This window comes from Epibacterium sp. MM17-32, assembly GCF_022348205.1.
Classification (GTDB): Bacteria; Pseudomonadota; Alphaproteobacteria; order Rhodobacterales; family Rhodobacteraceae; genus Epibacterium.
Map to the genome: position 1 here is coordinate 95,277 of NZ_JAKRFC010000013.1, position 23,972 is coordinate 119,248.

Consider the following 23,972-nt stretch of genomic DNA (forward strand, 5'->3'; position numbering starts at 1 on the left):
AACCCGGCCCGGACCCATCTGAGGGACCCCAAAGGCCCTCATTCGTCAGTCACAAAACCCGAAGAACACTTTCACTTTTCGTGGACCAAACCCATGAAACACCCAACCGCCACCGAACTGTACTGGTACGACGGGATCAGAACTTCCACAGGGCCCATCGGCTAGACCTGTGGCGGCTCCTTCTTCACGAGATAGCCCAAACCGCTCAATCGGCCCGCAACTGCCAACTTCTTCATAAAGCGTGCTGATGCTTTGGCTTCCCGCCGATGTAGCGGATCGGCACCCTGGAAAGGGAAACCATGTCGATGATGGCTGTTATGGGCATAATTTCCCATCGCGAACACTAAAATACAATAACCCATTGTTATTAAATCGCTTTCATCCACCGGATGGATCAGATCATTCCGCAGCCAACATCAAAGCACTCTTTTGAAGAGTTCGGGTGTCATGAAATCAAGAGATTAAGTTGCACCCGCTGTTCTGCGATGTCCTCGCCGTCCACTACGACCAAATCAGTGGAACGCGGGACCGCTGGCAACCAGCTGCTGCGCTTGAGGAACCGATTGCCTCGCTGGCCATGTCGCCATTATCGAAGTGACTGAGAAGTTACCGGCTCCCCGCGTGCGGGAATTCGAGGATCGAGCCCTTGGTCAAACGGTTTTGGCAACCATCGATCGTCTGCTCCTTGTGCGCTGCGGCCCGTAGCCACGATATCATGCAACAGACATCCACAACCTACCTCTCAGGCATTAGCACCGATGAAGGCCAAGGGAATATCCGAGGCCAGGACCCAAATCGCCGTCAGCAGGCGCCGGATAGCGTAGAACCAATTGTTCAGGGTATTCATCATCAGATCTCAGACTTCGAAAAGGGCAGGGGCCGCGGAGGCGCGCAACTGCTAGGTTGGCTACAGCGCAACGCTCTGTATGTTCTTCACTAGCCGCCTTTGCGCTACTAGCAGCGATGGTCACCAGCTGAGGTTTTACCATGATGATCGGGATGCCCTCGTCATCAGATCTTCGCCGCGACGAAGGCGAAAGCCACTTTCACGATCTCAAATACCGCCACACCTCAACCCCCTAACTTTTCTCTCTCGAACGCCGTTTGTGTGCCGAGAGCCTACTTAACAGCTGTTAAGTTATGCCATGCCAGCCGCACGAGATCGGAGTTTAACAGCTGTTAAGCCGCGGTCCGCCGGCCAATCAATGCCATGACCATTGGGCCACAGGAAAACTCGCCTGCCGCAGCTTTGGCAGTCAGAGCTCGCAAGTATCCACCAGGCGATCTTATGTCGGCGAAGCGTTCCAGCATGGCAGCAACGACGATCGACGCTTGCTCCGGACCCATGAACCGCTGTGCTTCTTCCCATGCAGACGCACTGATGCCCATGGCTGGCCGCACATGGCACGCCGCATCGAAGAGCTGATGCCAATGCCGGATCTCACCTTGGTAGAAGGTCTTGAGCGAGGGACATGCCGCGATCACTAGGTGCAGCGGGATCTTTGGCAGGTGTCTTGTGTCCTGTTCATCAACGTCAGCCACCGGCTCATTCGTATCCACATCTGGCACACCCGCGGCCGCCCCGCTTTTTTCTAAAGCAGGTTCAAGATCTATAGATTCTTTATTTGAATTATGATGGAGACGCTCAGATTGGGCATCATTGGTGTTCATTTCTTCTGTTTCAGGGCCATCAATGATGTTGCGTGCCTGGTCAAGGAGAGCTTCAAGGTCGGCTCGATAGGCCGCGAGGTCCTCAACTGAAAGCTTGCGGCGAAGCGCGCGGGCTGTGAGGGCAGCCCTGTCGCGAAGCTGATCCCAGAAGCCTAGGCCTGGCTGCATCTCGTCTCCGAACTCGGCGAGGGCCGCGAGATCGCGGCGCATGAGGCTTACGACCTCTCTCAGGCGCCTGACGCGCTCCTCAGCCTCACGTACGGCCTCTGCGGCCCGTGCTATCTCCTCGGACTGACAGTAGAGCGGGGAAAGATCGAAGCCAAAGGCAACGCGGTCTTCGCCGTGCTTACGGACGTAGCGCTTCCCATTGGGGCTATCGCGCCGCTGGAGCAAGCCAGCCTCGACAAGACGCGCGAGGTGACGACGCATCGTGGAGCAGGGCATACCATTCAGGCGCTCACAGATCGCCTTGTTCGAGGGGAAGACGACCATCTCGGCGTTCCCGCCAAGCGCATCGTCCGGAAAGAAGCTGAGGAGCCCTTGCAAAACCGTCAGATCACGTTCCGAGACCCCAAAGGCCGCTTGCGCCTTGGAGAGCTCGCGCAGGAGTTCCCACTTGTTAACGGGTCTGGCTGGAACAGATGCCTCGGGTCGCTCAATGACGCGCAAATGGGCGTGCGAAATAGGCCGCATAAACGGCGAGATTGGTGTGTACTCCATGAAAATGTCCACGAAGACAAAAATTCTAGGGCCCGCGAATCGCTTTGCGCTTGCGGGGTAGGGGCCAGAACGCTACATTCAGAAGTGCGAAAACTGAGATTTTGTAGCGGGCTGATCCCGGTGCGAAACCTTACAAAGGTCTCGTGAAGCTAGCTTCTCGGGGCCTTTTTCTTTTTGCCTGTATCGTGCCTCCTTCTTGTTGGTTGCTCTTCCTCAGTCTCCTGAACGCTTCCAGCGCTCATGAAGCTCGGTAATCAGCTTTGGGGCGTTGCCCTCCAACCAGCTGATAAAATCAGGTTCATCCGTAGTTAGATCAAGTTTGAGCTGCTTGCCTTGGCGGCTGGTCTTGACCGTCGCAGCTCCAACACCGGGGATCGCCAAAGCAGGCACACCCTTTCTAGACGGGCTTGCTTTCTTCTCTGCGCTCTTCGCAGCTGCCAGAACTGCGAGAAACGCACGCTCAGAAGCCTCATCGACCGAGCCGGAACTTCCGGACTTGGCTGCATGAGCTATGGCTAGCAGTTGGTCCCGATCACCGTCGTAGGCACCCAAAGCCTTTTTGAGCTCTTCCCATCTCGGGCGACCAATCCCAGGAGCTGCACCAATTGCCTGGATGAGATCCTCGCCGACCGTCCGAACGACACTCAAGAGCTGTGAAACCCCAGCTTCGTGGAGGTTAAGGACTTCGGCGACACCACGATTGGTGCGCTCAGCCCCTTCCAAATGGTCGCCGTCTAGAAGCGCCGTCGCTACAAGCGCACGTTCAATAAAGCTCAGATCACGACGCTCTTGGTTCTCGAGAAGCTGATCTCGAAGCGCTTGATCACCTTCAACCTCTGTGACGATGGCTCGAACTTTGATACCGAGTTCGCGACATGCTTCCAAGCGTCTGCGGCCATAGATCAGGTTGTAGCGATCGCCTTCCAGTGGGCGGACCAAGACAGGCACACGCTGACCGTTCTTGGAAATAGAGTTCTTCAGGCCCTCAACTTCAATCTGAAGCCTGTCATCCAACCGTCCTTCGGTAACAATCTGCGCCGGATCGATCTCAAAAACACCGCCACGCAGTCGGCGCCCTTCAAGAGCGTCAGGAGCGTTGCGAAGGGTCTGCAGCGGCAGGCCAAGTTTAGGCTTTCTTGCCATTCCGCCCCCATGTGTTCTGGATGATTTCAGCGATCTCATCGTTCACTGCGTTCATAGACTCGATCGCACGATCAAACGTCTGACGCGTGAAGTCCTTCTTGTCAGCTTCGTATAGCGTTTGCTTGGTCAAGCCGGCATCAGAAATTGCGGTCGACTCAACCATGTGATTGGTCAGGACCGACCTCCCAAAGAGCCCGCGAATGAAGGCGATGACTTCGGTCTGTGGTGCGTCACCGACTTTGTATCGCGTTGGCAAGAAGCGAAGCCAATCGAAGCGCAGATTTGCGCCTGCATCCCTGATTACTCCAAGGAGATCCGCAGTCATTCGCAGGAATTGGGACATCGACATAAGGTCAAGCATCTGCGGGTGAACCGTCACGAGCACACCAGAGGACGCGGAAAGTGCTGACATCGTCAAGAAACCAAGTTGCGGCGGACAGTCGATCACAACAACGTCGTAGTTCGCTTCAACACTATCGAGTGCGTCATGAACTCTCGCGAAGAACGCCTTCGCTCCGCCTCGCTGGATCGCAGCAGGCGTCTCGTGCTCGAACTCCATGAGTTCAAGGTTGCCCGGGATAAGATCAAGGCCGCGGATGTAGGTCTTGCGGATCACTTCGGCGATCGGAACCGGATCGTCATAGCGAACGGCATCATAGAGGGTCCCGCCCTCCATGAGGTCGAGTTCTGGCTGGATTCCGTGAAGAGCCGAAAGAGATGCTTGGGGGTCGAGATCGATCGCAAGAACCCTGTACCCCTTGAGCGCCAAGCGCTGAGCGAGGTGAGCAGACGTCGTCGTTTTGCCGGACCCGCCCTTGAAGTTCACCACTGAAATGACTTGAAGCTCGTCACCGTCGCGACGTCCAGGCACGTAAGTTCCAGACTTTTTTGCGTTTCCTTCAAGCGTCTGCCGGATTTCCCAGATATCGTCGAGCGTATAGCGGCGATGACTTCCAGCCGTCGTCTCGACGTCAACGATCTTTCCTTCTCGATGAAGCTTCCGAAGATAGGTATGGTCGACGCCAAGGAGCTCAGCAGCTTCGCCGCTGGTCAGAGTGCGCATCACCTTCTTTGCATCTGGTGGGAAGTGTGCAGCGCGCTGAGCATGCAGGTTCGACGCGAGAAGTTCCGCGTAGTGCCCGATGGCGATATCTAGATCCTGTTCTGCTTCGCTCATGTTTGCCCCGATCCGTGGGCGCGTTTTTTATGTGACCGCGCGTTATTTTTCGAGACTATTGCCCGAGCAGCCAGATTCGTGCAAGCACTTTCTAGATTTAGTGGCAATCCGTTAGGCCAACACAAGTGTCGTGTTCAGAGGAGCCCCAACTTTTCCGCACGCTCAAGCAGCATTTTGACCGAAGACGGCTGCCAGCCAGTGCTGCCTCGAGGGGTGCGCTCACGCATGGCTTCCAACCGGTCGCAGATCGCTTGTAGCGTGATATCCGGGTCCGACCCTTTGATGGCCGCCACGATGGCCGGCAGGCGGTCATCGGTTTCGCGGCGTCCGGCGCGGCCAAGCACCTCGGCAGGAAGGAACCCGTCGCGCACATATGCCTTCACAGCGCGGAGCAGTCGGCTTTGTGTCCAATGGCGATCTGGGGGCAGGGGGCCATTGATGATCCGCAGCAGGTCTTCCCAGGCCATATCGGGGCGCAAGCGGCGCACATGGGGCACCCAATCCTGCGCGGTCTCGTTGAGGCGCTCCATGTAGCCGTCCTGTCGCGCCAGCCGCACCTTGCGCAGCGCAGCGGGATCCTTGGCGCGTAGCCCAGGATTGCCACCAACGCGCCCTTTGGCGCGCGCAGAGGCAAGCCCGGCCTTTGTGCGTTCGCGGATCAGAGCGCGCTCGAACTCGGCCGCAGCGCCTAGAACCTGCAGCGTGAACTTGCCTTGTGGCGATGCCGTGTCGATCGGGTCCTGCAGCGAGCGGAAGAAAGCCCCCTTGGCCTCCAGACGCTCAATCACCTCAAGAAGGTGCGACAGCGACCGCGCGAGCCGATCGATTCGCACGACGACCAACGTGTCGCCGCTCTGGACACGTTCGAGCACCCGCGCGAGCACCGGCCGCGCACGATTGCCACCTGAGGCGTGTTCTTCGAATATCTCGACGCAACCCGCAGCTTGCATGGCCTCAGACTGGGGCAGGGGGGTCTGATCCTCTGTGGAAACGCGGGCATAGCCTATCAGGGGCATGAAATCGGGCCGTTTGCAATTTTAGGTATCGCTACTAAACGACCGTTTACAAACGAATGCAAGCAAGTGTTTTCTCATTGTGCCGATGCACAATCCCCTGGTTTCCTTGCATTGATCGCGATCTGAAAGGTTCCGTCGGCAGTCGCGCGCACGTAATGTGTAAAGAGCATTGTCGACGGTCACAAAACAGCTTGGGTAATGTGCAAATAATCTGTATTTTGCACATATGATGCCACAATCGACTATTATTCCTGAAGATTTCGACGAACCCCTCGACATCGGAGAGGGGGATGAGGATGCTTCGGAAGAAGTTCTCTGGTACCTGCCGGGCCCGATCGAAGAGGAACCGGATTACCGGCCTCCCGGACCTCGGGCGGGACAGCCGGAAAAGGGCCTCATTGATGACTGGGCAAGGGCCGAAGCGGATCAGGCTGCGCTTCTGGCAAGGGTGGCCGGGCGCTTGGGTGCGCTCGATGACCGATTGGCTCGCGCGCCCAAAGGCTGGCTGCATAGGTTGGCACTGATCGAGGCGGCAGACCTGAGCTGGTTTGCAGGAGATCGCGTAGGCCCGGATCGTCTGGCGCTATGGATTTCTATGCGCCTGTCAGGCGCACAAGATGACCCAAATGCCTTGGCGCGAATTGGATGGGCCGTTCGGCGACTGACAGGCGGTCCTGACCCGATAGTCGATATCGCAGCCTTCCTCGACCGCCGCGATCCTGAAAACATCGATGAAAATGCCGAGCGCTTCGACGATCGCGCGAGCGGTTGGCTGGATTTGATGAAACAGGCCGCCGATCTTCATCCGATCACCCGCGCCTGCATGGGGTTTCATCTCTGGAGTCTTGCGGGCCTTGGGCAGCAGGGCGATCGGGTGGAAGCAGCGGTCACGGCCGCGCGCATCGCGGCTAGCGAGGGAAACGGGGCAATTTTCGCACCGTTGGCAATGGGCGGGGCAGGGGGCCTGCGCGCGAGTGGGCCATCGGCAGAGCGCCTTAAACAATGGCTCGAGGGGATGCAGACAGCTATCCTCATGGCGATGCGGCGCCTCGACGATATCCAATCATGGTCAGCGAAGGCCAAAGCAGAGATGTCAACGCTCTCAGGCAAGACACCGCCGGTCCTGAACGCCCTGCTGACCGAATGGCCCCTCGTTTCCGCCCCTATGGCCGAAATGTGGATCGGTGCTAGCCGCGCCACCGCTCAACGCAATCTCGCCTGGATGGAAGCGAAGGGTCTAATCCGTGAAGTGACGGGGCAGGGACGGTTTCGGATGTGGAGTGTTGCGATTTAGGCCGACCAGCGGCCAGTCGAAATCTGTTCCAGTTTCGAGCGCTCTGATTACAGATTATCCTTTATTGCATCACCCCAAAGTCAGCACCATCTCCTCCGAGAGCGACAAGTCCGGAATATGCAGGTTCTCAGGTGCCGGGCCTTTGCGAATGCGCCCAGCCGCGTCATAATGGGAACCGTGACAGGGGCAGAACCAACCCCCGAAATCCCCCGCCCCATCCCCCAGAGGGACACAGCCCAGATGGGTACAGACACCGATCATGACCAGATATGCCTCGTGACCCGCAATGGCCCGGTTCTCATCGCTTGCCAGCGCATCGTCGGGCAGATTTGGGTTGCGCGCCGAGCTGTCAGGCAGGTCAGAGACCGCCTGTGCCCGAGCCTGAGCCATTTCTGCCTCCGTTCGATGACGGATAAAGACAGGTTTTCCGCGCCAGTTGACGGTCAATTGCGTTCCGGGCGCGAGATCGGAAATATCAACAGTGATCTGTGCCAAGGCGCGGACATCGGCGGAGGGGTTCATCTGGTTCACCAGTGGCCAGAGCGCAGCCCCTGTTGCCACGACCCCTGCCCCGGCTGTTGCGTAATACAGGAAATCCCTGCGGGCGGTATTCTCTGACGCTTCCATCATCGGGCATGTGTCCGTGCCTCCCGCGCTGGAAGGTCAACACGCGAGATGTAACGTTTTGTCAGCGTACCTCTCTACGGATCATCAAACAGGCCTTGTCGGCGCATTAATGGTGCGGGCCCGCGCCTTTTGCCATCATGAGGTGGTGCTCCTGGTGATGCGCCCCGATGGTCATCAGACCAAAGAAACCAAGTCCCTGAATCTGCGCGGCATCGCCATCGACACTGAGCGCCACGCCATCTTCTAAGTCCTCTGTCACAACGTCCCAGCCGGTCTCGGCCGCGAGAAAGGGCGCATGGGCGGGCACCATGGCGCGGATGGCCTCGAGAACACGGGGGGTGCCCCGAATCTCGAACCGGGCCCCTTCCGGCCGCAGGGTGCGGGCGACCACGGCCTCTTGGGTCAGAAGGTCCATATCGACCAGATGGCGGCGCAATCCGTCAATATCGACCCGCTCCCAATCCGTCTCGGGATCGGCCTGCAGGATCGTTACGATTTCCGCCAAGGCGGCAAAGGCCGATTGCCCGGTTTCCTGCGGTCCGCCCATGTCGTGACCAGCCGCGGAATTGGCGTGCTGCGCGGCCACGGGTGCGGCCATCACTATGGCAAGGACGAAGGGAATGAGACGCATGGACAGGTCCTTCAATGGGGTGGTGTCATGTTTACGCTAGCAGGGGCGGATGCATCGTAATATGATTTCAATCATATGTTGCCAAACCCCTATGATCATATCCCGAGCTCAGCCCTGCGCCCAATCTCCGGCGCGGTTGGAGATACCGTATTTCGCCAAGGCGACCCCACCCACGGTCTCTATGTCGTGCAAACCGGGCGCGTGCATCTCGAGCGGGTCGGTCCAGATGGCGAGCGGTTCATCATCCACCGTGCCCAAGCCGGAACAAGCTTTGCCGAAGCTTCGGTGTTTTCGGAGGTCTATCATTGCGACGCAGTCATTGTTGAGGCCGGGGCGCTGATCCGGATCGACAAGGCTTCCGTATTGGCCGCTTTTGCCGACCCGGCATTTGCCCGCGCCTATGGCCGTCAGGCGGCTCAACAGATACAGGCGCAGCGACAGATGCTGGAGATCGTCGGCATTCGGCGCGCAGAGGACCGGGTGATGGCAGGGTTGATCGCAGGCTTGCTCGAAGGCTCCATCGTCGAGTTTGCCGCTCGGTTACAATTGAGCCATGAGGCGACCTACAGGGCGCTGCGAAAGCTTGTGCAAGACGGACGGGTCATGAACCCGTCCCGCGGGATCTATCACCTGCACCCATGACCTGATCAGCTGTGGCTCGCGAAGACCGAGGTCGCGCCGTCGGAGCCAACAAGCAAGGTGTCAAAAGCGTCACCGGCCCCGGGACCGCCCATGCCGGGCGAACTCATCGGCATGCGGGGGACAGTCAAACCGCGCGCCATCGGTTGCTCTGCTAGCAGCCGCGTGATGTCCGCGGCAGGCACGTGGCCCTCGATAAAATAGTCGCCCACGACCGCCGTGTGACATCCAGCAAGTTCCGGTGCAATTTGCAGCCGATCTTTGAACGCATAAAGCGCATCCTGATCGACGTCCTGCGCCTCGACCGCGAAGCCCGCTTGCCGGACATGATCGACCCAAGCGGTGCAGCATCCGCAGGTGGGGGTTTTCAGGACTTTAATGACCGGTTCCGTGTTGGCCAGTGCTCGCAGGGGGAGTGTGGCAGCCGCTCCGGCCAGCAAGAACGTACGTCGTTTCATCATGTGTTCCTTTTTGAGTTACCCGAGACCCTAGAACTGTGTTTTCGAGAGTCCAGAGGCTGTTCCTGCTTGTCGGCGTGAGGGCGGATGTATCCAGGGCGTGTTCGCTTGCTGGCCAGCGAAGGGGCTGGATCAACATCCTGTCGACCCAGAGGTCGCGCGTCGTGCGAAACTGCTCGATACCGATCGTCATTCCCTCGTGGCCCTTCGCGGGCTGGGCTACGTAAGTACCCATGAGGCGGTCCCACCACGGCAGGTTGAAGCCGTAGTTTGAGTTGGTTTCGCGCGGATCGACAGAATGATGCACGCGGTGCATGTCGGGTGTGACGACGATCCATCTGAGCCACCGGTCGACCGGTCTCGGCAGGTTGATGTTGGCATGGTTGAAGAGGGCAGTGGCGTTGAGGATGATCTCGAACAACAAAACCGCGACGGCGGGCGGACCAAGCGCTGCCACCAGGGCGAGCTTGATCGCCATCGAGATGAGGATCTCAATCGGATGGAAGCGTAATCCAGTGGTTGCGTCGAAGTCGAGATCCGCATGGTGCATCCGGTGCAGGCGCCACAGGGCCGGGACGGCGTGGAACATGACATGTTGCAGATAGATCGCCAGATCGAGCAGCAGCATGGACAGGATCACAGCCAACCCGAAAGGAGCCTCGATAATGTTGAACAGGCCCCAGCCCCGCTCCTCGGCCAGGACCGCCAGACCGACGGCCAGGATTGGGAAAGACAACCGGAGGATCGCGGTATCGATCACGACAAGTGCCAGGTTGTTCGACCAACGGATGACACGCGGAATGTCACGCCGCCGACGCGGGGCGGCGAGTTCCCAAAGCGCCATGGCGGCCAGCACACTCAAAAACGCCGTCAGACGAATCTCCGGCTCTGCGGCTAGTATTATGTCCATCACAGTCTACGGCCCTTCTGTGTTAGGGCTTGGGTGCGGATGCGCATCTCGCACATCAGTCTTTTCTTGCGCAGCCTTTGCAGCCGCTATCTGGACTATATCAAGATCCCGCGCGTGGCGCTCGTCGAGACACTCTGTTTCGAGCTGCAGCGTGACCATGTGAAACCCATGCTGTTCCGTCAGCCGCCGATAGGCCCTGTTCAGCAAATCCGCGGCCTCGGCGGGTGACTGATGGCGGATATGGGCGGAAAACGCGTGTTTGCCGCTGGTCAGCGTCCAGGCATGCACATGGTGAACATCCAGAACCCCGTCCTGCCCGTTCAGGTCCGCTGTTACAGCGTCGAGATCCGTTCCCTCGGGTGTGCCTTCCATGAGAATGTGGACCGCTTCCTTGATTACGCCCACAGAGGCCCAGAGGAGAACCACCCCGAACGCCATGCCGAGAATCGGGTCAATCGCCAGAAAGCCGGTGAACTCGATCACAAGGGCGGTGACGATGATCAGGAGGCTGCCGACAAAGGTCTGGATGATGTGCCAGAGCGCGCCACGGGCATTCAGATCGTCCTTGCTCGATTGCCACATCAGCGCCAGAGAGACCACTTCCGTGACCAGGCCCCCGAAGGCGACCCAAAGCATGGGGCCTGTGGCCAGGTGGATCGGGTCTCCGAGCCGCATCGCGCCCATCCAGATCACCAGAAGCGCCATGCCGAGAAGAAAGCCGCCATTCACCAGCGCCCCGATGATTTCGGCGCGGTACCATCCGAAACTGCGCGTCGAATCCGCTGGACGGCGCGCAATCCGCTGCGCGGTGATGGCCACGAGAACGCCGCCAACCGCCGACAGGGTGTGAAACGCATCCGACAGGACGGCAATCGAGCCAGTCCAGAGCCCGACGGCCAGTTCAATCACGAAGTAGACGCCGGTGAGCCAGGCCGAAATCACAAGGGCCTTGCCGGAACTCGGCATGTGCCCGGCGTGAGAATGACTGGCCATATCAGCTCTCCTCCCCTTGTGTACCGGTCTTTCGCGTCGCGGCGAAGAGAACCGACAGGCCGGTAAAGCCACCGAGCGCAAGCGCGGTCCATGTGGCAGTGCGGGCATCTCCGTTCATCGCCTGGTTGCCCATGTGAGCGAGCAAAAAACTCGCTGGAATAATCCCGGCCATCGTGGCCAGCGCGAACCTCCAAAGATGCAGCTTGCTCAGACCTGCGGCGTAACTGATCATATCGAAGGACAGAAACGGCAGCAGGCGACTGCCGAAGACCAAGAAGGTCAGAGTGTTCTGCGATCCGAACAGGCCTGCGTTAATCTTCTGACCGAGATGACGCTCAACGAAGGGACGACCGAGACCGCGGGCCAGACCAAAAGCGGCAAGCGCACCGAGTTCCGCGCCAAGAACGACAAAGAGTGTCCCGAACGTGTGCCCATAAGCCGCTCCGGCGGCGAGTGCGATCGGCGCCGAGGGCAGGGGGCTTGCGACGATAGCGATTGTCATAAGCGCCACGATAACAATTGGTCCGGCAAGACCTGCCGCCACGATCCAGCGGTCAATTTCCGCGCGATCAGGCAGGCGAATGTCAACGCCAAGGACGTCCGGGAAGGCCAATGCGACGACTCCCATCAGGAACACCGCAATAAGAAGGATGCGCATCATCATGGATCAAAACACGGCATAGAGCAGAACGAAAAACGTCGCTGCCAAAAGGTCAAAGGCCACGCAGAATGGAATATACCAGTTCGGAATCCGGGCGAGACGATAAGAATTGTGGTGTGACATGTCCCAAAGGGTGTGCAGGGCCAAGCCCAAGGGAAGGAAAGCCCAATGCCATATCAGCCCCAAAAAGGCTGCCGAGCCGAACAAAAGGGCGACGGCGAGCTCTGCCCAGAACACGCGCGCTCTGCCGTCCGCGGCGCCAAAGCCGATATAGGCACCGCCAATCAAAGCAAGCGTGATCGAAGCAAGAGCTATCGAGCTCTTTTCATCCAAAAACAGGTGAGCCGGCATTGTGAGCAAGACAAACAACACACCAACCCATACGGGAGATTTCAAGATATCCCCGTGTCGATGGTGCGATACGTGATCGCCTGTCTTTTCGAAAATCTGTGCCATGGCTTTGTACCTAGGGATTCCAGCAACTGGAAGGTCAAGGGCTATTCATCCACGCGCGCAACGCAGCGCTCACTCAACCGTTCCACGGTGAGGTCAAAGGACCGATATCAGGACGTATTTGACGCTGACGCCAAGCTCATGTCCGACGCGCGTGGCGATTTTCAGTCATCTTTCGCCTTCTGCCAGACTTGCTGGCAGGCTGAGTAAAGAAACGTCGCTGACCAGGTCAGCAACATGAAGCCCAAAAGCGATTGCAGCATCAGCAACAGTCGAAAGGGCCCGACCACCTCTATGGACGAATAGCCAAGGGTCGAGAACGAGATGCCCGTAACATAGAGAACATCCTGAAACATCGGCGGGCTGTTGCTGAACGATTGCGGCAGAACGCTTGCCACCACCATCGTGTTGAACACGGCGAGCGTCACAAGTTCCAATACGTGCAGCAACAGCAACGCGGAAAACGTCAGGATGATCCGAAAGCCGGAGCCATCCGACCGCTGCGGGGAAAACTTCAGAATGCCCGACAACGCATAATGATGGACAATTCCCATCACGATCGCCGCGCATATTCCGACAAACATAGCCATCAACTCGGTCATACACCCAAACCCGTCTTCCTGTTCAAACAGGTCAATTTGACCATACATCAGGCTTTTAGCACAACGGGACCAATTGATTCTTCACTGGTCAGGCCAACGCGGGGGGCAACCCGTTCAGGGCGACATCCACCGGAACGGTCGGCAAGTTCGATGCGATCCAGCCAGGCCCTTCGCCTGATCCCAACATCCCTTCCGAGATATCGGCGTAGCCCGAATAACCAGCTTGTCTCAACGCTCGAAGCAGCGATGCGGAGCGTCCGCCAGTGGCGCAGATCAGTCCAACAGTGCGATCACCGCTCAGTTCCTTGGCCCTGAACAATCGGTCCGGAAAACCGGACGCGTGCATGCTTATCGGCCATACACCAGCACCTACGCCGGTTTCTTGCCACTCTTTGTGCGTTCTGACATCGATGATCCGCGCCGTATCCGATAGAAGCGCGTCAAAGGCATTCTCTGCCGACCAGACAGATCGGCTCTGCGCCAACAGCGGTGACGCCGCGACGGTCAGCACCGTCATATGAGCACCCAGAACGAAACGGCGCCGGTTCAAATCAAGAGCCATATTCGAAAACCTCATCCTTTGATCGGTTGCGATCCCAAAGGTCACATAACATACGCGCGACGCTACCCGGGAGCACGACACGGTGCAGGCACAGATTTGTATCCATCTGTAGCAAGGGACTGACCTGATACAAACGGCTACAATTCTGCCCATGAAACAGAATGCAACGATGATCTAGGAAGGACGCCATGGGACCGCCACCTCATATCCTTATCGTGGACGACCACGCTCAGATACGCGAAAGCGTCGCGCGCTTCCTGGAGAAGAACGGAATGCGCACGACCGTCGCCAGGGATGCCGTGGAGATGGATGCCAAGCTGGCCACCGGTCACTTCGACCTCCTCGTGCTCGATGTCATGATGCCGGGCGAGGACGGTTTGTCGGTTTGCCGCAGACTTGCGCCAGAGGGTGATCTTCCGATCATCATGCTGACGGCGCTTGGTGAGGAAACGGATCGGATCGTGGGTCTGGAAATCGGTGCGGACGATTATCTCGCCAAGCCGTTCAATCCACGAGAACTGCTCGCCCGCATCAAGTCGGTTCTTCGGAGAAGCAACCGCGACGAACCTGTGGCCGGAAGCCTCGCTGGGAGGAAAGTCTCTTTTGCGCACTGGATACTGGATACCGACCGGCAGGTGCTGATTGACGAGTCCACCACCGAGACCCCATTGACGACCTCCGAGTTCAAATTGCTGGCGGTCCTGCTGGAACGCGCGAGGATGGTGCTCAGCCGTGACCAGTTGCTTGACCTGACCGCTGGGCGGACGGCAGCCCCGATGGATCGAACCATCGACAATCAGATCAGCCGTCTCCGCCGCAAAATCGAGCCGGATGTACTTAGGCCCAGTGTCATCAAAACGGTGCGGAACGGCGGATACTGTCTGGCTGCCGATGTCGAGGATGCGCCGTGATGCGCCGTGCGATGAGGTCTCTGAGCGGCCAGTTGATCCTGCTTGTGGTCGCGGCACTTGTCGTGGCCCAGGCGATCAGCCTGTTCCTGTTCGCTGACGAGCGCACCCTTGCGATTCGTGCCGCATTGGGGTTCGAGGCCGCCGGTCGCGCAGCAAATGTCGCGCGGTTGATCGAGGAGGCCCCGCCGGAGTTGCAGGACTCGATCCTCCGCGCGGCGAATTCGCCATTGATCCGGTTTGATCTGTCGGACGTTCCGAGCGTGGAACACACCGGTCATTCGGATGGCGGCATCGTGGAAGGACGCATACGCGCGCTTCTGGGCGATAGCTACAGCCGGGATATTCGCGTTGAACTGCACGAGGTCGAGGGCGCGTTGCGGCCCCTTCCCAATCTCTCGGACGAGATGACGGAAATGCATCTCGCGATGATGCGCGGAGAGTTGACGGCGGTTGAGATGAACCTGTCGATCGCCATTAAGGGAGCGCGTTGGCTGAATGTCGGAACGCGGTTCGAGCGTCCGCCAATCCAATGGCCTTTCTATTCGATGCTGACCTTTGGAATTTCCGCCGGACTGCTCCTGGTGGCGATCTTCTGGTTTGTCATGACGCGCCTGACGCGTCCTTTGCGGCACCTCTCCAAGGCCGCGGACCATCTTGGCCGGGGCGAGGATGTGGGTGAATTGACCGTCGCGGGGCCGACCGAGGTCAAGGATCTGACCGTCGCCTTCAACCGCATGCAACGACGGCTGACCCGGTTTGTCAGCGATCGGACACGGATGCTCGCAGCGCTTGGTCACGATTTGCGCTCGCCGTTGACTGCTATGCGTGTCCGCGCGGAGCTGGTTGACGAAGAAGAGACGCGGGACAGCCTCATCGCATCGGTCGAAGAGATGCAGAGCATGGTCGAAGCGACGCTCACCTTTGCACGGGGCCTTACCGGATCCGAAGGTGCCGAAGTGGTCGATCTGCGCAATTTTCTGGACAGCTTGTGCAGCGATATGGCGGCACACTGCACCTTTGCCCCGAGTGATGATGTTGCCGTGCGGCTTCGACCCAACGCGTTCCGAAGGGCGCTGAGGAACCTGCTTGAGAACGCCGTTCGCTACGGTGGTGCCGCAAAAGTCAGCTGGGCGACCCACGGTTCGAACCTCGTACTCAACATCGATGACAATGGGCCCGGCATTCCCGTCGACCAGTTGGAAAAGGTCTTCGATCCCTTCTATCGCCTCGAGCAATCGAGGTCTCTGGAAACGGGCGGTTATGGGCTTGGGCTCTCGATCGCGAGGACAATCGTCCAATCCCATGGCGGCGATATCCAGCTGGTCAACCATAACAGCGCGGGTTTGCGCGCTGTTGTCACCATCCCACTGGATGAAAGCGAACTAATCGAAGGAGAAACAGATGAAACTGAAAACGCTCATTCCAACGTTGCTGGCCAGCTTGCCCGCCAGCATGGCGCGAGCTGATGGTCCAGGCTCCTGGACAGGTCACATGTGGGGCGGAGGCTATGGCTTTATGGGCGGCTTCATGATGCTCGCCTTCTGGGGCGCCGTGATCGCATTGATCGTGTTTCTGGTGCTCAGGCTGCGGGACAATGGCACCCGTCCCCCGGACTCGGACGCGCAGGAAGCGCTCCGGCGCCGCTTTGCGAATGGGGAAATCGACGAAGAAGAGTTCCGTCGCCGCAAAGCAACGCTCGACGAATAGACCCCGCCGCGGACGCCAAAGCCGTCCGACGCGACGCCCACCGACACTGGATAGGAAAGAACGCCATGGTCCCGGAAATTGGTCACTTCGCACTGGCCCTCGCGCTTGCGCTTGCGCTTGTTCAAAGCGTTCTGCCGATTGCAGGTGCGTCGCGTGGAAACGCCGTCTGGATGAAATCCGCCCAGGCGACGGCAATAGGACAAGTGCTGTTTGTGGCCATAGCCTTCGCAGCGCTGATGCAGGCCTTCATCGTCAGCGACTTCACCGTCAGGAACGTCGTCGAGAATTCCCATTCGCTCAAGCCGATGCTCTACAAGGTGGCCGGGACCTGGGGCAGCCATGAGGGTTCGCTGCTGCTCTGGATTCTGATCCTCGCGGTGTTCGGCGCGGGCGTCGCCTGGTTCGGATCGAACATCCCCGCCGAGACCAAGGCGCGCACCTTGTCGGTGCAGGCGTGGATCAGCGTCGGCTTCCTGTCCTTCCTGCTGCTGACGTCGAACCCCTTCGAGCGGGTGTTTCCGCCGCCGCTCGACGGCAATGACCTCAACCCGTTGCTTCAGGACATGGGTCTCGCCATGCACCCGCCGCTCTTGTATTTCGGGTATGTCGGCTTCTCCATCGTGTTTTCCTTTGCCGTTGCGGCTCTTCTGGAAGGGCGCGTCGATCCGGCCTGGGCCAGATGGGTCCGCCCGTGGACATTGGCCGCGTGGGTCAGCCTTACGGCAGGTATCGCTCTTGGATCGTGGTGGGCCTATTATGAACTGGGCTGGGGCGGCTGGTGGTTCTGGGACCCGGTCGAGAACGTGAGCTTCATGCCCTGGCTTCTGGGCACGGCGCTGCTGCATTCCGCCATCGTCACCGAAAAGCGCGACGCGTTCAAAAGCTGGACCATCCTACTTGCCATCCTGACTTTCTCGCTTTCGCTGCTCGGGACGTTCATCGTCCGGTCAGGCCTGCTTACATCCGTGCATGCCTTCGCCGTCGATCCAGAGCGCGGGCTTTACATTCTGGGTCTGCTGGCCGTGTCCATCGGTGGGTCGCTGGCGCTCTACGCCTGGCGGGCGCCCGAAATGGAGCCGGGTGGTTTGTTTCGCCCGATCAGCCGCGAAGCCGGGCTGCTCGTGAACAACCTCATTCTGGCCGCCGCTACGGGAACCGTTCTGTTCGGGACGCTTTATCCACTGATCCTGGAGGCTGTCACCGGGGACAAGATCTCGGTCGGTCCACCTTTCTTCAATGCGGCCTTCATTCCGATGATGCTGGCACTGGTCGTGTTCATGGGTCTTGGTCCATTCCTGTCGTGGAAGCGGGCTGATATCGCCGGTTTGCTCGATCGCATCCAATTCGTGGCCGTGCTGGCGGTCATTGCAGCCTTGGCCGCATGGTATCTTCTGAACGGTGGGCCGATCATGGCCTATCTTGCCATCCTCGGCGCAGCGTGGCTGCTTTTTGCGACCCTGCGGGAATGGGCGCTACGCATCCGTCTGTTCGAGGTTTCCCTTGCAGAGAGCGCGAGACGCGTGCGCAACCTGCCACGCGCCTCTCACGGTATGACGCTTGCCCATGCCGGCGTCGCTGTGTTGATGATGGGGATGATCGGCTCGACCGGATGGAAGAGTGAGGAGATCGTCTTTGCCGCCCCCGGGACCGAAGTCACGATCGCCGGGTTCGACATCACCTTCGAAGGGGCCGCAAAGGTTCAAGGGCCGAACTACATCGCGGATCGCGGCACCCTTGTGGTGCGTCGGGATGGCGAATTGGTCACGACACTTTTCCCGGAACGGCGGTATTACCCGGTCGCGGAAAGCCAGACGACGGAGTCGGCCATCCGCTCCACATTGGCGGGTGATCTCTATACGTCGATTGCAACGCCAGCCTCCGATCAAGTGAACAACGCCGGAGCATGGACCCTTCGGATCCTCTATGAACCGCTCGTCAACCTGATCTGGATCGGCTCGATCCTGCTGGTGATCGGTGGCTGTTTGTCCTTGTCGGATCGCCGTTTGAGGGTCGGGGCGCCGCGCCGTGCCAAACAGCCAGCCACCAATGCCGTTCCTGCCGAGTAGGAGAGAAGATGAAACGTCTCATTGCCGGGCTGCCGTTTATTGCGGCGGTCATATTCGGTGGGTTTTTTCTCTGGGGGCTCAATCCCGACCGGGATCCCAACGAGATCCCTTCCGTCCTGATCTCGCAACCGGCCCCGGCGTTCGACCTCGATCCCGTGCCGGGGTTGGAGACACCCGGCCTGGCCCGAAGCGATCTTGTCGGCAACGAACGACCGGTCGTGGTCAATGTCTTTGCGTCCTGGTGCGTGCCCTGCCGCGCGGAACATGCCGTGTTGACAAGATTTGTCGAACGAGACGGCATGCGGTTGTTCGGAATAAACTACAAAGACAAACCTGAGGATGCCGTGAAGTGGCTCAATGACCTCGGCAATCCCTACGAGCGGATCGGGTCCGACCTGTCGGGCCGGACCGGGATCGAATGGGGCCTGTCGGGCGTGCCGGAAACCTTCATCGTCGATAGCGATGGCACCGTTTTGTTTCGCTATGTCGGGCCGGTCGTGGGTCCGGACGCCGTCGAACGGTTCACGCAAGCCCTGAAGCAGGCAGGCGCACTGCCAAATGGAGCAGGTTCATGAGACAGTTGATTTTCGCGTTTTGCATCGGGCTCCTTCCCTTTGCCGCCAATGCGGTGGAACCGGACGAAATGCTGACCGACCCGGTATTGGAACAGCGTGCGCGGGAGATTTCCAAGGATCTACGATGCGTCGTCTGTCAGAACCAGGACATCGACAGTTCGAACGCGGGTGTGGCGCGGGACTTGCGTCTGCTCGTACGCGAGCGCCTGGTCGTTGGAGACAGCGACGCGGAGGTGATCGAATATATTCGGGCGCGGTACGGGGATTACGTGCTGCTGAAACCGCCTCTGGAGCCTGCGACCTACGCGCTTTGGTTCGCTCCGATCGCTTTCGTTCTGATCGGGGTTTTCGTTGGTGGCGGGCTACTGATGAGTCGGCGAAAGCAAGAGGCATTTGAAGACTTGGGCTCGGAGGATGAGAACACCGTGTCCGAAATTCTCAGGCAAAACGAAGCGGGGGATGCGTCATGATCTGGGGTATTTTCGTTCTTTTGACGCTGGTCGCAATCGGAATTGTCCTCTACCCGCTGCTGCTGTCCAAATCGAACACTCTCACCAGAGGGGATGCGGTACCGGCGATCCTCGCCGATCAGATGCGGGAAATCCAACGAGACATGGACCGCGGTTTGATTTCTGAACAGGAAGCTCAAGCAGCCAGACTCGAGATCAAGAAACGGATCCTCGCGACGACCCGCAATTCGGAAGAAAAAGCCGGATCATCCCGTAATGGTGGCAGAGTCACTCTCGTTGTCGCGGCGGTCCTCGCGCCGGTTATTGCCGCGGGCTACTATCTGACGATGGGATCGCCGGAGGTTCCTTCAATGGCCTTCGCTGCCCGTGCAGAGGAGCGGGCACAGACTGATGAAGTGACGGCGCTGGCAATACAACTTCGCGAAAGGCTTGTATCCGATCCGACCGGCGGCCCTAGCGAAGGGTGGATGCTGTTGGGCCAGACCTATCAGCGCACGGGCAGAGCAGCCGATGCCGTCGAAGCCTTCGAAGTCGTTGCCGAACGGGAGGATGCCACCTCCGCGACATTCTCCATGCTGGCAGAGGCTGTCGCGGTTGCCAATGACGGCGTTGTTATTCCACGGGCGAAATTGGCCATTGATCGCGCTTTGGACCTTGACCCATCCAATCCTGCGGCAACCTACTTCGAGTCTCTGTATTACCTTCAGCAAGAAGAGACGCGTAAGGCCTACGATCTGCTTGTTTCACGACTGAATCAGGAAGAGGCTTACGTTCCCTGGATGGAGACCTATGCAGCGCAGATCAACCGGATTGCAGCGGCAGTTGACCTTCCGGTCGTCAATCTACCCAGCGGGCCGACGTCGCAACCAGGCCCGAGTGCCGCAGATGTCGCGGCGGCGTCGGAGATGAATGACGCGGATCGCGCGGAGTTCATCCGATCGATGGTCTCGCGGCTGGCCGAGCGTCTTGAGGATGAACCGGACGATCTGGATGGTTGGATGCGGCTGGCAAATGCCTATACCGTCCTTCAGGAGCCCGATCGCGCCGTTGAGGCCTACCGCAAGGCTGAAGCGCTGTTGGAGCAGCAGCCCGCCAGTGATCCTCGGCGTGCGGCGGTCCGTGCCGCGCTTGAGCGGCTCGGCGGCTGACTACTGCTCGGTGTCCCGGTCGAGCAGGTCACTCCTGTCCGGCAACCTTTGCGGAAACATCCCGACCACTGGCTTGCGCCAAGGCGTTCATCACGTCCTCGGTTTTTAGCAATTCGGACAGCACAATGCCGTTCGGTGCCGATGGTCCGTAGACGACATTGAAGGGGATGCCGTATCTGCCGAAACTCTCAAGGTAGCGGGAAATGCGCGTGTCCGGGCGTGTCCAATCTGCCTGCATCGCCGTGACTCCAGGCGCTTCAAGCGCGCTCCGGACTGGCTCCCGATCGATGATAAGTGTCTTGTTCGCTTTGCAAGTCAGACACCAGTCAGCGGTCACATCGACAAAAACGACCTCTCCTGCGGACACGCGTTTCGCTATTTCCGAACGATCAAATGCGATCCAAGCCATTGCCAACTGCGGCGTCGAACGCGCAGGTGCTGATTGCTGCAAGAGAGGACCTGCGGCAATGGCCAGGACAAGGCTGGCTATGGCAATAGACCACCTGAATTGGGACTGCACATTCGGGAGAGATAGTATCAGAACGGCGAGACCGGACAACGCCGCGACCGCGATGACAGACGCAAGCCCGGCGACACCGTCGAGCACCCAGAACAGCCACACGGCGGTTGCAAGCAACAAAACCCCCATGACGCTTTTGATGATCAGCATCCATCGACCAGGCTTGGGCATGAATGCGACCAGACGCGGGAACGCGGCGATGACGAGATAGGGCAGGGCGAGGCCGAGCCCGAGGCTCGTAAAGACGATGAGGATGTCCACGCCACGCCCGGCCAAAGCAAAGGCCACCGCGGTGCCGAGGAACGGTGCCGAACAAGGCGTCGCCATGACGGCACCGAACATGCCAGTGAAAAAGTCGGCGGAATACCCGTTGCGTCCTCCGGCCCCTGCAAGCCGCGTCTGCATGCCGTGTGGAAGGGCGAACTCGAACGCTCCGAACAGATTTGCCGAAAAGACGAGCAGGACAGCGATCATCGCCGCAAGAAACAGCGGGCTTTGAAACTGCAATCCCCACCCGACGCTGAGGCCTGCCGTCTGGAGCGCCCAGAGGACGAGCGCCAGACCCCACATGAACGTCATGATGCCGGCGCTGGCAGCGACGAAACCGAACCGGACACGGGTTGTGTCGTGATCGGTGTGTTTGAGCACAGACGACACCTTGATGGACAGCACCGGCAGCACGCAGGGCATCACATTCAGGATCAATCCGCCCAGCAGCGCGATCGCGGCAATCCAGATCAGTTCCATCATGTCCGGTGTCGTGGCGGCCAGTTCAAAGGGTGGTGCTATTCCTTGCGCCACGCGATCCGCGATGATCGTGAAGGCCCGGTTCTCGCCGTCGGTGACGGTAATCGACGGAGCCACTGTCACATCCGTATTCGACGAGAGGATCGGCAAGCGCGCCCAAAGCAAACGATCCTCTTCTCCCAAACGGATATCGGGTTTGCCAAGCGCAACACCCATACCCAGTTCGGGAAACACATCCGGCGACTGGAGTGGTTCATCGACGCGAAGGCTGACGATCAACTCCGTGAGGTCTTCGTCGATGAAGGCATTTGCCTCGCTGACGCCGCTCGTCTTGGCCCCTTCGGGGACGCGCTCGGAAAACGTACCGATCAGCCCAGCCGAAGTGCTGTCGATGACGTTGCCCCGTCCGAGGCGAAGTGACAGGTCAAACTCTTCCGGGACACAGACATTGGAGCACACCAGCAGTTTGACCTGCGCGGAAAGAGTCACAGGTGCGCCGGGATCTTTGAGCGTTATGCGCAGCGGAAAGACGACTTCACCCGCATAACCAAAATTTTCGATGCCGAAGGCGGTGAAGCGCGTCGGGGCGGGCCACATGAATTCGACATCTGCGACGTTTTCGGAACCGCTCCATTCGACCGAAGGCGGTATTCCCACCTCGCCCGCCGACCGCCAATAGGTCTTCCAGTTTTCGTTCAGTTGAAGGTGAAGCCCGGCTGACAGAGTCTGTGTGTTCTCGGGAACGCCGTCCTGTACACTAATGAGATGCGCGGTGAGTGGCGCGCTCTGGTATTCAGCAGAGGTTGCTGCCGCGACACTTCCAGAGACAACGGCCAGGAGCACGAAGGGAATAAGCAAAACCCGTCGCAGGATCAAAAGGCAATCGATCAAGATACCTGCTTCCTTCCCATATTTTCCGCAGATTTCGCCAGGACGGCGGAAATTGCGTCAAAGTCCACCTGTGGCAAAACCCTGACGACCGTCCGCACAGACAATTCGCGCAACGCCAGTCGCAGAAGATGAAAGGGTTCGACACCCATCCGGCAGAAGGTCTGACGCTTGCTTCGTGGACACGATAGCGCCGCGATCCGAGCAGTATTCAAGACTTCCTGCACATCCCCCAAGCATGAAACCCGACAACAGCAACGCGCCTACGCGTACCTTCCCGCGCACATCACGGCCTGTCGCGGACCACGACTGGAATCGCGGAGGTTATGGGCTCGGTCGTTTCCTCGATAGTATCCTTTGCCTTGTCGGAATGGCACGATTTTCCCATGAACTTGTGCATCACGAGATGCGCCCCAACGCACAGCAGGAGCGGGGCGAAAGCCGCTGCATTGCCCCACATGCCCGCCAATGTGCCGCCGGCAAGAAAAAACCCCGCAACGGGCAGCAGCATGACGACGCAACACGCCATCATACCATAATGCATGAGCCTGTCCGTGATCGGCTTTTTTCTGTGGCTGTGGTGGTCCATGACACCCTCTTTGTCTCGTTCCCGGCGTCATTTGCGACCCTCCAGCAGGGTAAGGTCAAGGATACAAATGGATACACTTCTCGCGGCCTTGTCAGGTTGCCTGATGCCGGGTCTCCCGTAAAAGACATGTACAAACCGTAGGCTAGGAGTGTGTCATGACGACATCGCGAAACAACAAGATCAATCGACGAAGCCTGTTGGGGTATGCGGCTGTCGCTTTGGTTGCACCAAGCGTGGTTCGAGCCGAAACCATTCGCCGCAACATTTCTTCTTTCCGAGTTCATGACTGGCAAGACCATTTCGACACGCTCGGCAAAGGGATCATCATCTCAGACACCGTGACGATGGCGCTACAGCACTGGACAGCGGACGGCGAGATGCGGATTTACCCGACATCCGTTCCGCTGACCGACGAACTCACCAAACGCGGTTACACCGAAGTGGTGGAAAAACGCAAAAACCCCAGCTGGGCGCCAACGCCCTCCATGCGGGAACGCAATCCGGAATGGCCGGCACGTATCGAGGGGGGTGATCCGGACAACCCATTGGGTACTCGTGCACTGTACCTGTCGTGGCAGTACTACCGTATTCACGGGACACAGGATACGCGCAAGATCGGCCGCCGGTCGTCAAACGGCTGCATCGGCCTGTTCAACGCACAGATCGAGGAAGTCTACGAGCGGGCACCTGTCGGCACTCAAGTCAAACTCATCTGACCCAACGGGCAAGGCGGAAGATACAGGCATGGACAAATTGACTGCGCTGATTGGTGCCGTTTTTGTTATCGGCGGGGG

25 protein-coding genes are annotated in these 23,972 nt (G+C 59.0%); 10 read left to right on the forward strand and 15 right to left on the reverse strand.

What is annotated here, in order from left to right; all coding sequences use genetic code 11:
* Positions 1-1,179 precede the first annotated feature (1,179 nt).
* The 4 genes from repC to MHM88_RS18190 form a co-directional block, all read right to left on the reverse strand.
* Entirely contained in the window at positions 1,180-2,391 is a 1,212-nt protein-coding gene (gene repC / locus MHM88_RS18175; RefSeq protein WP_163852023.1) for a plasmid replication protein RepC, read from the reverse strand.
* Between the two features lie 213 nt (positions 2,392-2,604).
* The gene (gene repB, locus MHM88_RS18180; RefSeq protein WP_163852025.1) at positions 2,605-3,534 is read right to left on the reverse strand and encodes a plasmid partitioning protein RepB; all 930 of its coding nucleotides are present in this window, start codon (positions 3,532-3,534) and stop codon (positions 2,605-2,607) included.
* Positions 3,518-4,711, reverse strand: a complete 1,194-nt coding sequence (gene repA / locus MHM88_RS18185; RefSeq protein WP_009827042.1) for a plasmid partitioning protein RepA — start codon at positions 4,709-4,711, stop codon at positions 3,518-3,520. The genes repB and repA overlap by 17 nt, the downstream gene beginning before the upstream one ends.
* A 134-nt stretch (positions 4,712-4,845) precedes the next feature.
* Entirely contained in the window at positions 4,846-5,727 is an 882-nt protein-coding gene (locus MHM88_RS18190; RefSeq protein WP_239367976.1) for a recombinase family protein, read from the reverse strand.
* Positions 5,728-5,953: 226 nt separating this feature from the next.
* On the opposite strand from MHM88_RS18190, the gene MHM88_RS18195 reads away from it, so the two are divergent.
* On the forward strand, positions 5,954-7,021 hold the full coding sequence (locus MHM88_RS18195) for a helix-turn-helix domain-containing protein (RefSeq protein WP_239367978.1): 1,068 nt from the start codon (positions 5,954-5,956) through the stop codon (positions 7,019-7,021).
* A 69-nt stretch (positions 7,022-7,090) separates the two neighbouring features.
* Here MHM88_RS18195 and petA read toward each other — a convergent pair whose 3' ends face one another.
* Positions 7,091-7,651 carry a ubiquinol-cytochrome c reductase iron-sulfur subunit gene (petA, locus tag MHM88_RS18200; protein ID WP_088652793.1) on the reverse strand — a complete coding sequence of 187 codons (561 nt, stop codon included), beginning with the start codon at positions 7,649-7,651 and terminating at the stop codon, positions 7,091-7,093.
* Positions 7,652-7,754: 103 nt separating this feature from the next.
* Positions 7,755-8,279 carry a hypothetical protein gene (locus MHM88_RS18205; RefSeq protein WP_017468346.1) on the reverse strand — a complete coding sequence of 175 codons (525 nt, stop codon included), beginning with the start codon at positions 8,277-8,279 and terminating at the stop codon, positions 7,755-7,757.
* 75 nt (positions 8,280-8,354) lie between these two features.
* On the opposite strand from MHM88_RS18205, the gene MHM88_RS18210 reads away from it, so the two are divergent.
* Complete coding sequence (locus tag MHM88_RS18210) at positions 8,355-8,921, forward strand: Crp/Fnr family transcriptional regulator (protein WP_239367980.1); 567 nt, start codon at positions 8,355-8,357, stop codon at positions 8,919-8,921.
* 5 nt (positions 8,922-8,926) lie between these two features.
* Here the strand turns inward: MHM88_RS18210 and MHM88_RS18215 are convergent, their stop codons facing one another.
* From MHM88_RS18215 to MHM88_RS18245, 7 genes are all read right to left on the reverse strand, one after another.
* Complete coding sequence (locus MHM88_RS18215) at positions 8,927-9,379, reverse strand: DUF411 domain-containing protein (RefSeq protein ID WP_012187045.1); 453 nt, start codon at positions 9,377-9,379, stop codon at positions 8,927-8,929.
* Positions 9,294-10,286, reverse strand: coding sequence for a sterol desaturase family protein (locus tag MHM88_RS18220; protein WP_239367998.1), 993 nt, complete (start codon positions 10,284-10,286; stop codon positions 9,294-9,296). Before MHM88_RS18220 ends, MHM88_RS18215 begins: the two co-directional genes overlap by 86 nt.
* Positions 10,287-10,292: 6 nt before the next feature.
* The gene (locus tag MHM88_RS18225; RefSeq protein WP_012187043.1) at positions 10,293-11,279 is read right to left on the reverse strand and encodes a cation diffusion facilitator family transporter; all 987 of its coding nucleotides are present in this window, start codon (positions 11,277-11,279) and stop codon (positions 10,293-10,295) included.
* A gap of 1 nt (position 11,280) precedes the next feature.
* A complete protein-coding gene (locus tag MHM88_RS18230) occupies positions 11,281-11,943 on the reverse strand; it encodes a TVP38/TMEM64 family protein (protein WP_239367982.1) in 663 nt (220 codons plus the stop codon).
* 3 nt (positions 11,944-11,946) lie between these two features.
* Complete coding sequence (locus MHM88_RS18235) at positions 11,947-12,396, reverse strand: DUF6010 family protein (protein ID WP_239367984.1); 450 nt, start codon at positions 12,394-12,396, stop codon at positions 11,947-11,949.
* 161 nt (positions 12,397-12,557) lie between these two features.
* A complete protein-coding gene (locus tag MHM88_RS18240) occupies positions 12,558-12,995 on the reverse strand; it encodes an ion channel (RefSeq protein ID WP_012187040.1) in 438 nt (145 codons plus the stop codon).
* A gap of 88 nt (positions 12,996-13,083) precedes the next feature.
* Positions 13,084-13,557 (reverse strand): rhodanese-like domain-containing protein, encoded by a 474-nt coding sequence (locus MHM88_RS18245; protein WP_008327269.1) that lies wholly within the window; start codon positions 13,555-13,557, stop codon positions 13,084-13,086.
* 188 nt (positions 13,558-13,745) lie between these two features.
* Between MHM88_RS18245 and MHM88_RS18250 the strand changes: the two genes are divergently transcribed.
* The 7 genes from MHM88_RS18250 to ccmI all read left to right on the forward strand — a co-directional run bounded on the left by MHM88_RS18250 (position 13,746) and on the right by ccmI (position 20,434).
* The gene (locus MHM88_RS18250) at positions 13,746-14,468 is read left to right on the forward strand and encodes a response regulator (RefSeq protein WP_152455322.1); all 723 of its coding nucleotides are present in this window, start codon (positions 13,746-13,748) and stop codon (positions 14,466-14,468) included.
* Positions 14,468-15,934, forward strand: coding sequence for an ATP-binding protein (locus MHM88_RS18255; protein ID WP_017468462.1), 1,467 nt, complete (start codon positions 14,468-14,470; stop codon positions 15,932-15,934). The genes MHM88_RS18250 and MHM88_RS18255 overlap by 1 nt, the downstream gene beginning before the upstream one ends.
* Positions 15,870-16,175, forward strand: coding sequence for an SHOCT domain-containing protein (locus tag MHM88_RS18260; RefSeq protein WP_239367986.1), 306 nt, complete (start codon positions 15,870-15,872; stop codon positions 16,173-16,175). Before MHM88_RS18255 ends, MHM88_RS18260 begins: the two co-directional genes overlap by 65 nt.
* 65 nt (positions 16,176-16,240) lie before the next feature.
* On the forward strand, positions 16,241-18,241 hold the full coding sequence (locus MHM88_RS18265) for a heme lyase CcmF/NrfE family subunit (protein WP_239367988.1): 2,001 nt from the start codon (positions 16,241-16,243) through the stop codon (positions 18,239-18,241).
* An 8-nt stretch (positions 18,242-18,249) separates the two neighbouring features.
* Positions 18,250-18,816 carry a DsbE family thiol:disulfide interchange protein gene (locus MHM88_RS18270; RefSeq protein ID WP_009807483.1) on the forward strand — a complete coding sequence of 189 codons (567 nt, stop codon included), beginning with the start codon at positions 18,250-18,252 and terminating at the stop codon, positions 18,814-18,816.
* Positions 18,813-19,286: a cytochrome c-type biogenesis protein gene (locus tag MHM88_RS18275; protein WP_009807484.1), complete on the forward strand. Its 474-nt coding sequence runs from the start codon at positions 18,813-18,815 to the stop codon at positions 19,284-19,286. Before MHM88_RS18270 ends, MHM88_RS18275 begins: the two co-directional genes overlap by 4 nt.
* Positions 19,283-20,434, forward strand: coding sequence for a c-type cytochrome biogenesis protein CcmI (ccmI, locus tag MHM88_RS18280; protein WP_239367990.1), 1,152 nt, complete (start codon positions 19,283-19,285; stop codon positions 20,432-20,434). The genes MHM88_RS18275 and ccmI overlap by 4 nt, the downstream gene beginning before the upstream one ends.
* A gap of 28 nt (positions 20,435-20,462) precedes the next feature.
* On the opposite strand, the gene MHM88_RS18285 is transcribed toward ccmI, so the two are convergent.
* Positions 20,463-22,592: a protein-disulfide reductase DsbD gene (locus tag MHM88_RS18285; protein ID WP_239367991.1), complete on the reverse strand. Its 2,130-nt coding sequence runs from the start codon at positions 22,590-22,592 to the stop codon at positions 20,463-20,465.
* 283 nt (positions 22,593-22,875) lie between these two features.
* A complete protein-coding gene (locus MHM88_RS18290) occupies positions 22,876-23,178 on the reverse strand; it encodes a DUF2933 domain-containing protein (RefSeq protein WP_043754567.1) in 303 nt (100 codons plus the stop codon).
* 155 nt (positions 23,179-23,333) lie between these two features.
* Between MHM88_RS18290 and MHM88_RS18295 the strand changes: the two genes are divergently transcribed.
* Positions 23,334-23,894, forward strand: coding sequence for a L,D-transpeptidase (locus MHM88_RS18295; protein WP_239367992.1), 561 nt, complete (start codon positions 23,334-23,336; stop codon positions 23,892-23,894).
* Positions 23,895-23,972: the final 78 nt, after the last annotated feature.

Excerpts from the sequence above, each read along its gene's own strand:
- repC (WP_163852023.1), bottom strand. The coding sequence starts at position 2,391 with ATGGAGTACACACCAATCTCGCCGTTTATGCGGCCTATTTCGCACGCC.
- repB (WP_163852025.1), bottom strand. The coding sequence starts at position 3,534 with ATGGCAAGAAAGCCTAAACTTGGCCTGCCGCTGCAGACCCTTCGCAAC.
- repA (WP_009827042.1), bottom strand. The coding sequence starts at position 4,711 with ATGAGCGAAGCAGAACAGGATCTAGATATCGCCATCGGGCACTACGCG.
- MHM88_RS18190 (WP_239367976.1), bottom strand. The coding sequence starts at position 5,727 with ATGCCCCTGATAGGCTATGCCCGCGTTTCCACAGAGGATCAGACCCCC.
- MHM88_RS18195 (WP_239367978.1), top strand. The coding sequence starts at position 5,954 with ATGATGCCACAATCGACTATTATTCCTGAAGATTTCGACGAACCCCTC.
- petA (WP_088652793.1), bottom strand. The coding sequence starts at position 7,651 with ATGATGGAAGCGTCAGAGAATACCGCCCGCAGGGATTTCCTGTATTAC.
- MHM88_RS18205 (WP_017468346.1), bottom strand. The coding sequence starts at position 8,279 with ATGCGTCTCATTCCCTTCGTCCTTGCCATAGTGATGGCCGCACCCGTG.
- MHM88_RS18210 (WP_239367980.1), top strand. The coding sequence starts at position 8,355 with ATGTTGCCAAACCCCTATGATCATATCCCGAGCTCAGCCCTGCGCCCA.
- MHM88_RS18215 (WP_012187045.1), bottom strand. The coding sequence starts at position 9,379 with ATGATGAAACGACGTACGTTCTTGCTGGCCGGAGCGGCTGCCACACTC.
- MHM88_RS18220 (WP_239367998.1), bottom strand. The coding sequence starts at position 10,286 with ATGGACATAATACTAGCCGCAGAGCCGGAGATTCGTCTGACGGCGTTT.
- MHM88_RS18225 (WP_012187043.1), bottom strand. The coding sequence starts at position 11,279 with ATGGCCAGTCATTCTCACGCCGGGCACATGCCGAGTTCCGGCAAGGCC.
- MHM88_RS18230 (WP_239367982.1), bottom strand. The coding sequence starts at position 11,943 with ATGATGATGCGCATCCTTCTTATTGCGGTGTTCCTGATGGGAGTCGTC.
- MHM88_RS18235 (WP_239367984.1), bottom strand. The coding sequence starts at position 12,396 with ATGGCACAGATTTTCGAAAAGACAGGCGATCACGTATCGCACCATCGA.
- MHM88_RS18240 (WP_012187040.1), bottom strand. The coding sequence starts at position 12,995 with ATGACCGAGTTGATGGCTATGTTTGTCGGAATATGCGCGGCGATCGTG.
- MHM88_RS18245 (WP_008327269.1), bottom strand. The coding sequence starts at position 13,557 with ATGGCTCTTGATTTGAACCGGCGCCGTTTCGTTCTGGGTGCTCATATG.
- MHM88_RS18250 (WP_152455322.1), top strand. The coding sequence starts at position 13,746 with ATGGGACCGCCACCTCATATCCTTATCGTGGACGACCACGCTCAGATA.
- MHM88_RS18255 (WP_017468462.1), top strand. The coding sequence starts at position 14,468 with ATGCGCCGTGCGATGAGGTCTCTGAGCGGCCAGTTGATCCTGCTTGTG.
- MHM88_RS18260 (WP_239367986.1), top strand. The coding sequence starts at position 15,870 with ATGAAACTGAAAACGCTCATTCCAACGTTGCTGGCCAGCTTGCCCGCC.
- MHM88_RS18265 (WP_239367988.1), top strand. The coding sequence starts at position 16,241 with ATGGTCCCGGAAATTGGTCACTTCGCACTGGCCCTCGCGCTTGCGCTT.
- MHM88_RS18270 (WP_009807483.1), top strand. The coding sequence starts at position 18,250 with ATGAAACGTCTCATTGCCGGGCTGCCGTTTATTGCGGCGGTCATATTC.
- MHM88_RS18275 (WP_009807484.1), top strand. The coding sequence starts at position 18,813 with ATGAGACAGTTGATTTTCGCGTTTTGCATCGGGCTCCTTCCCTTTGCC.
- ccmI (WP_239367990.1), top strand. The coding sequence starts at position 19,283 with ATGATCTGGGGTATTTTCGTTCTTTTGACGCTGGTCGCAATCGGAATT.
- MHM88_RS18290 (WP_043754567.1), bottom strand. The coding sequence starts at position 23,178 with ATGGACCACCACAGCCACAGAAAAAAGCCGATCACGGACAGGCTCATG.
- MHM88_RS18295 (WP_239367992.1), top strand. The coding sequence starts at position 23,334 with ATGACGACATCGCGAAACAACAAGATCAATCGACGAAGCCTGTTGGGG.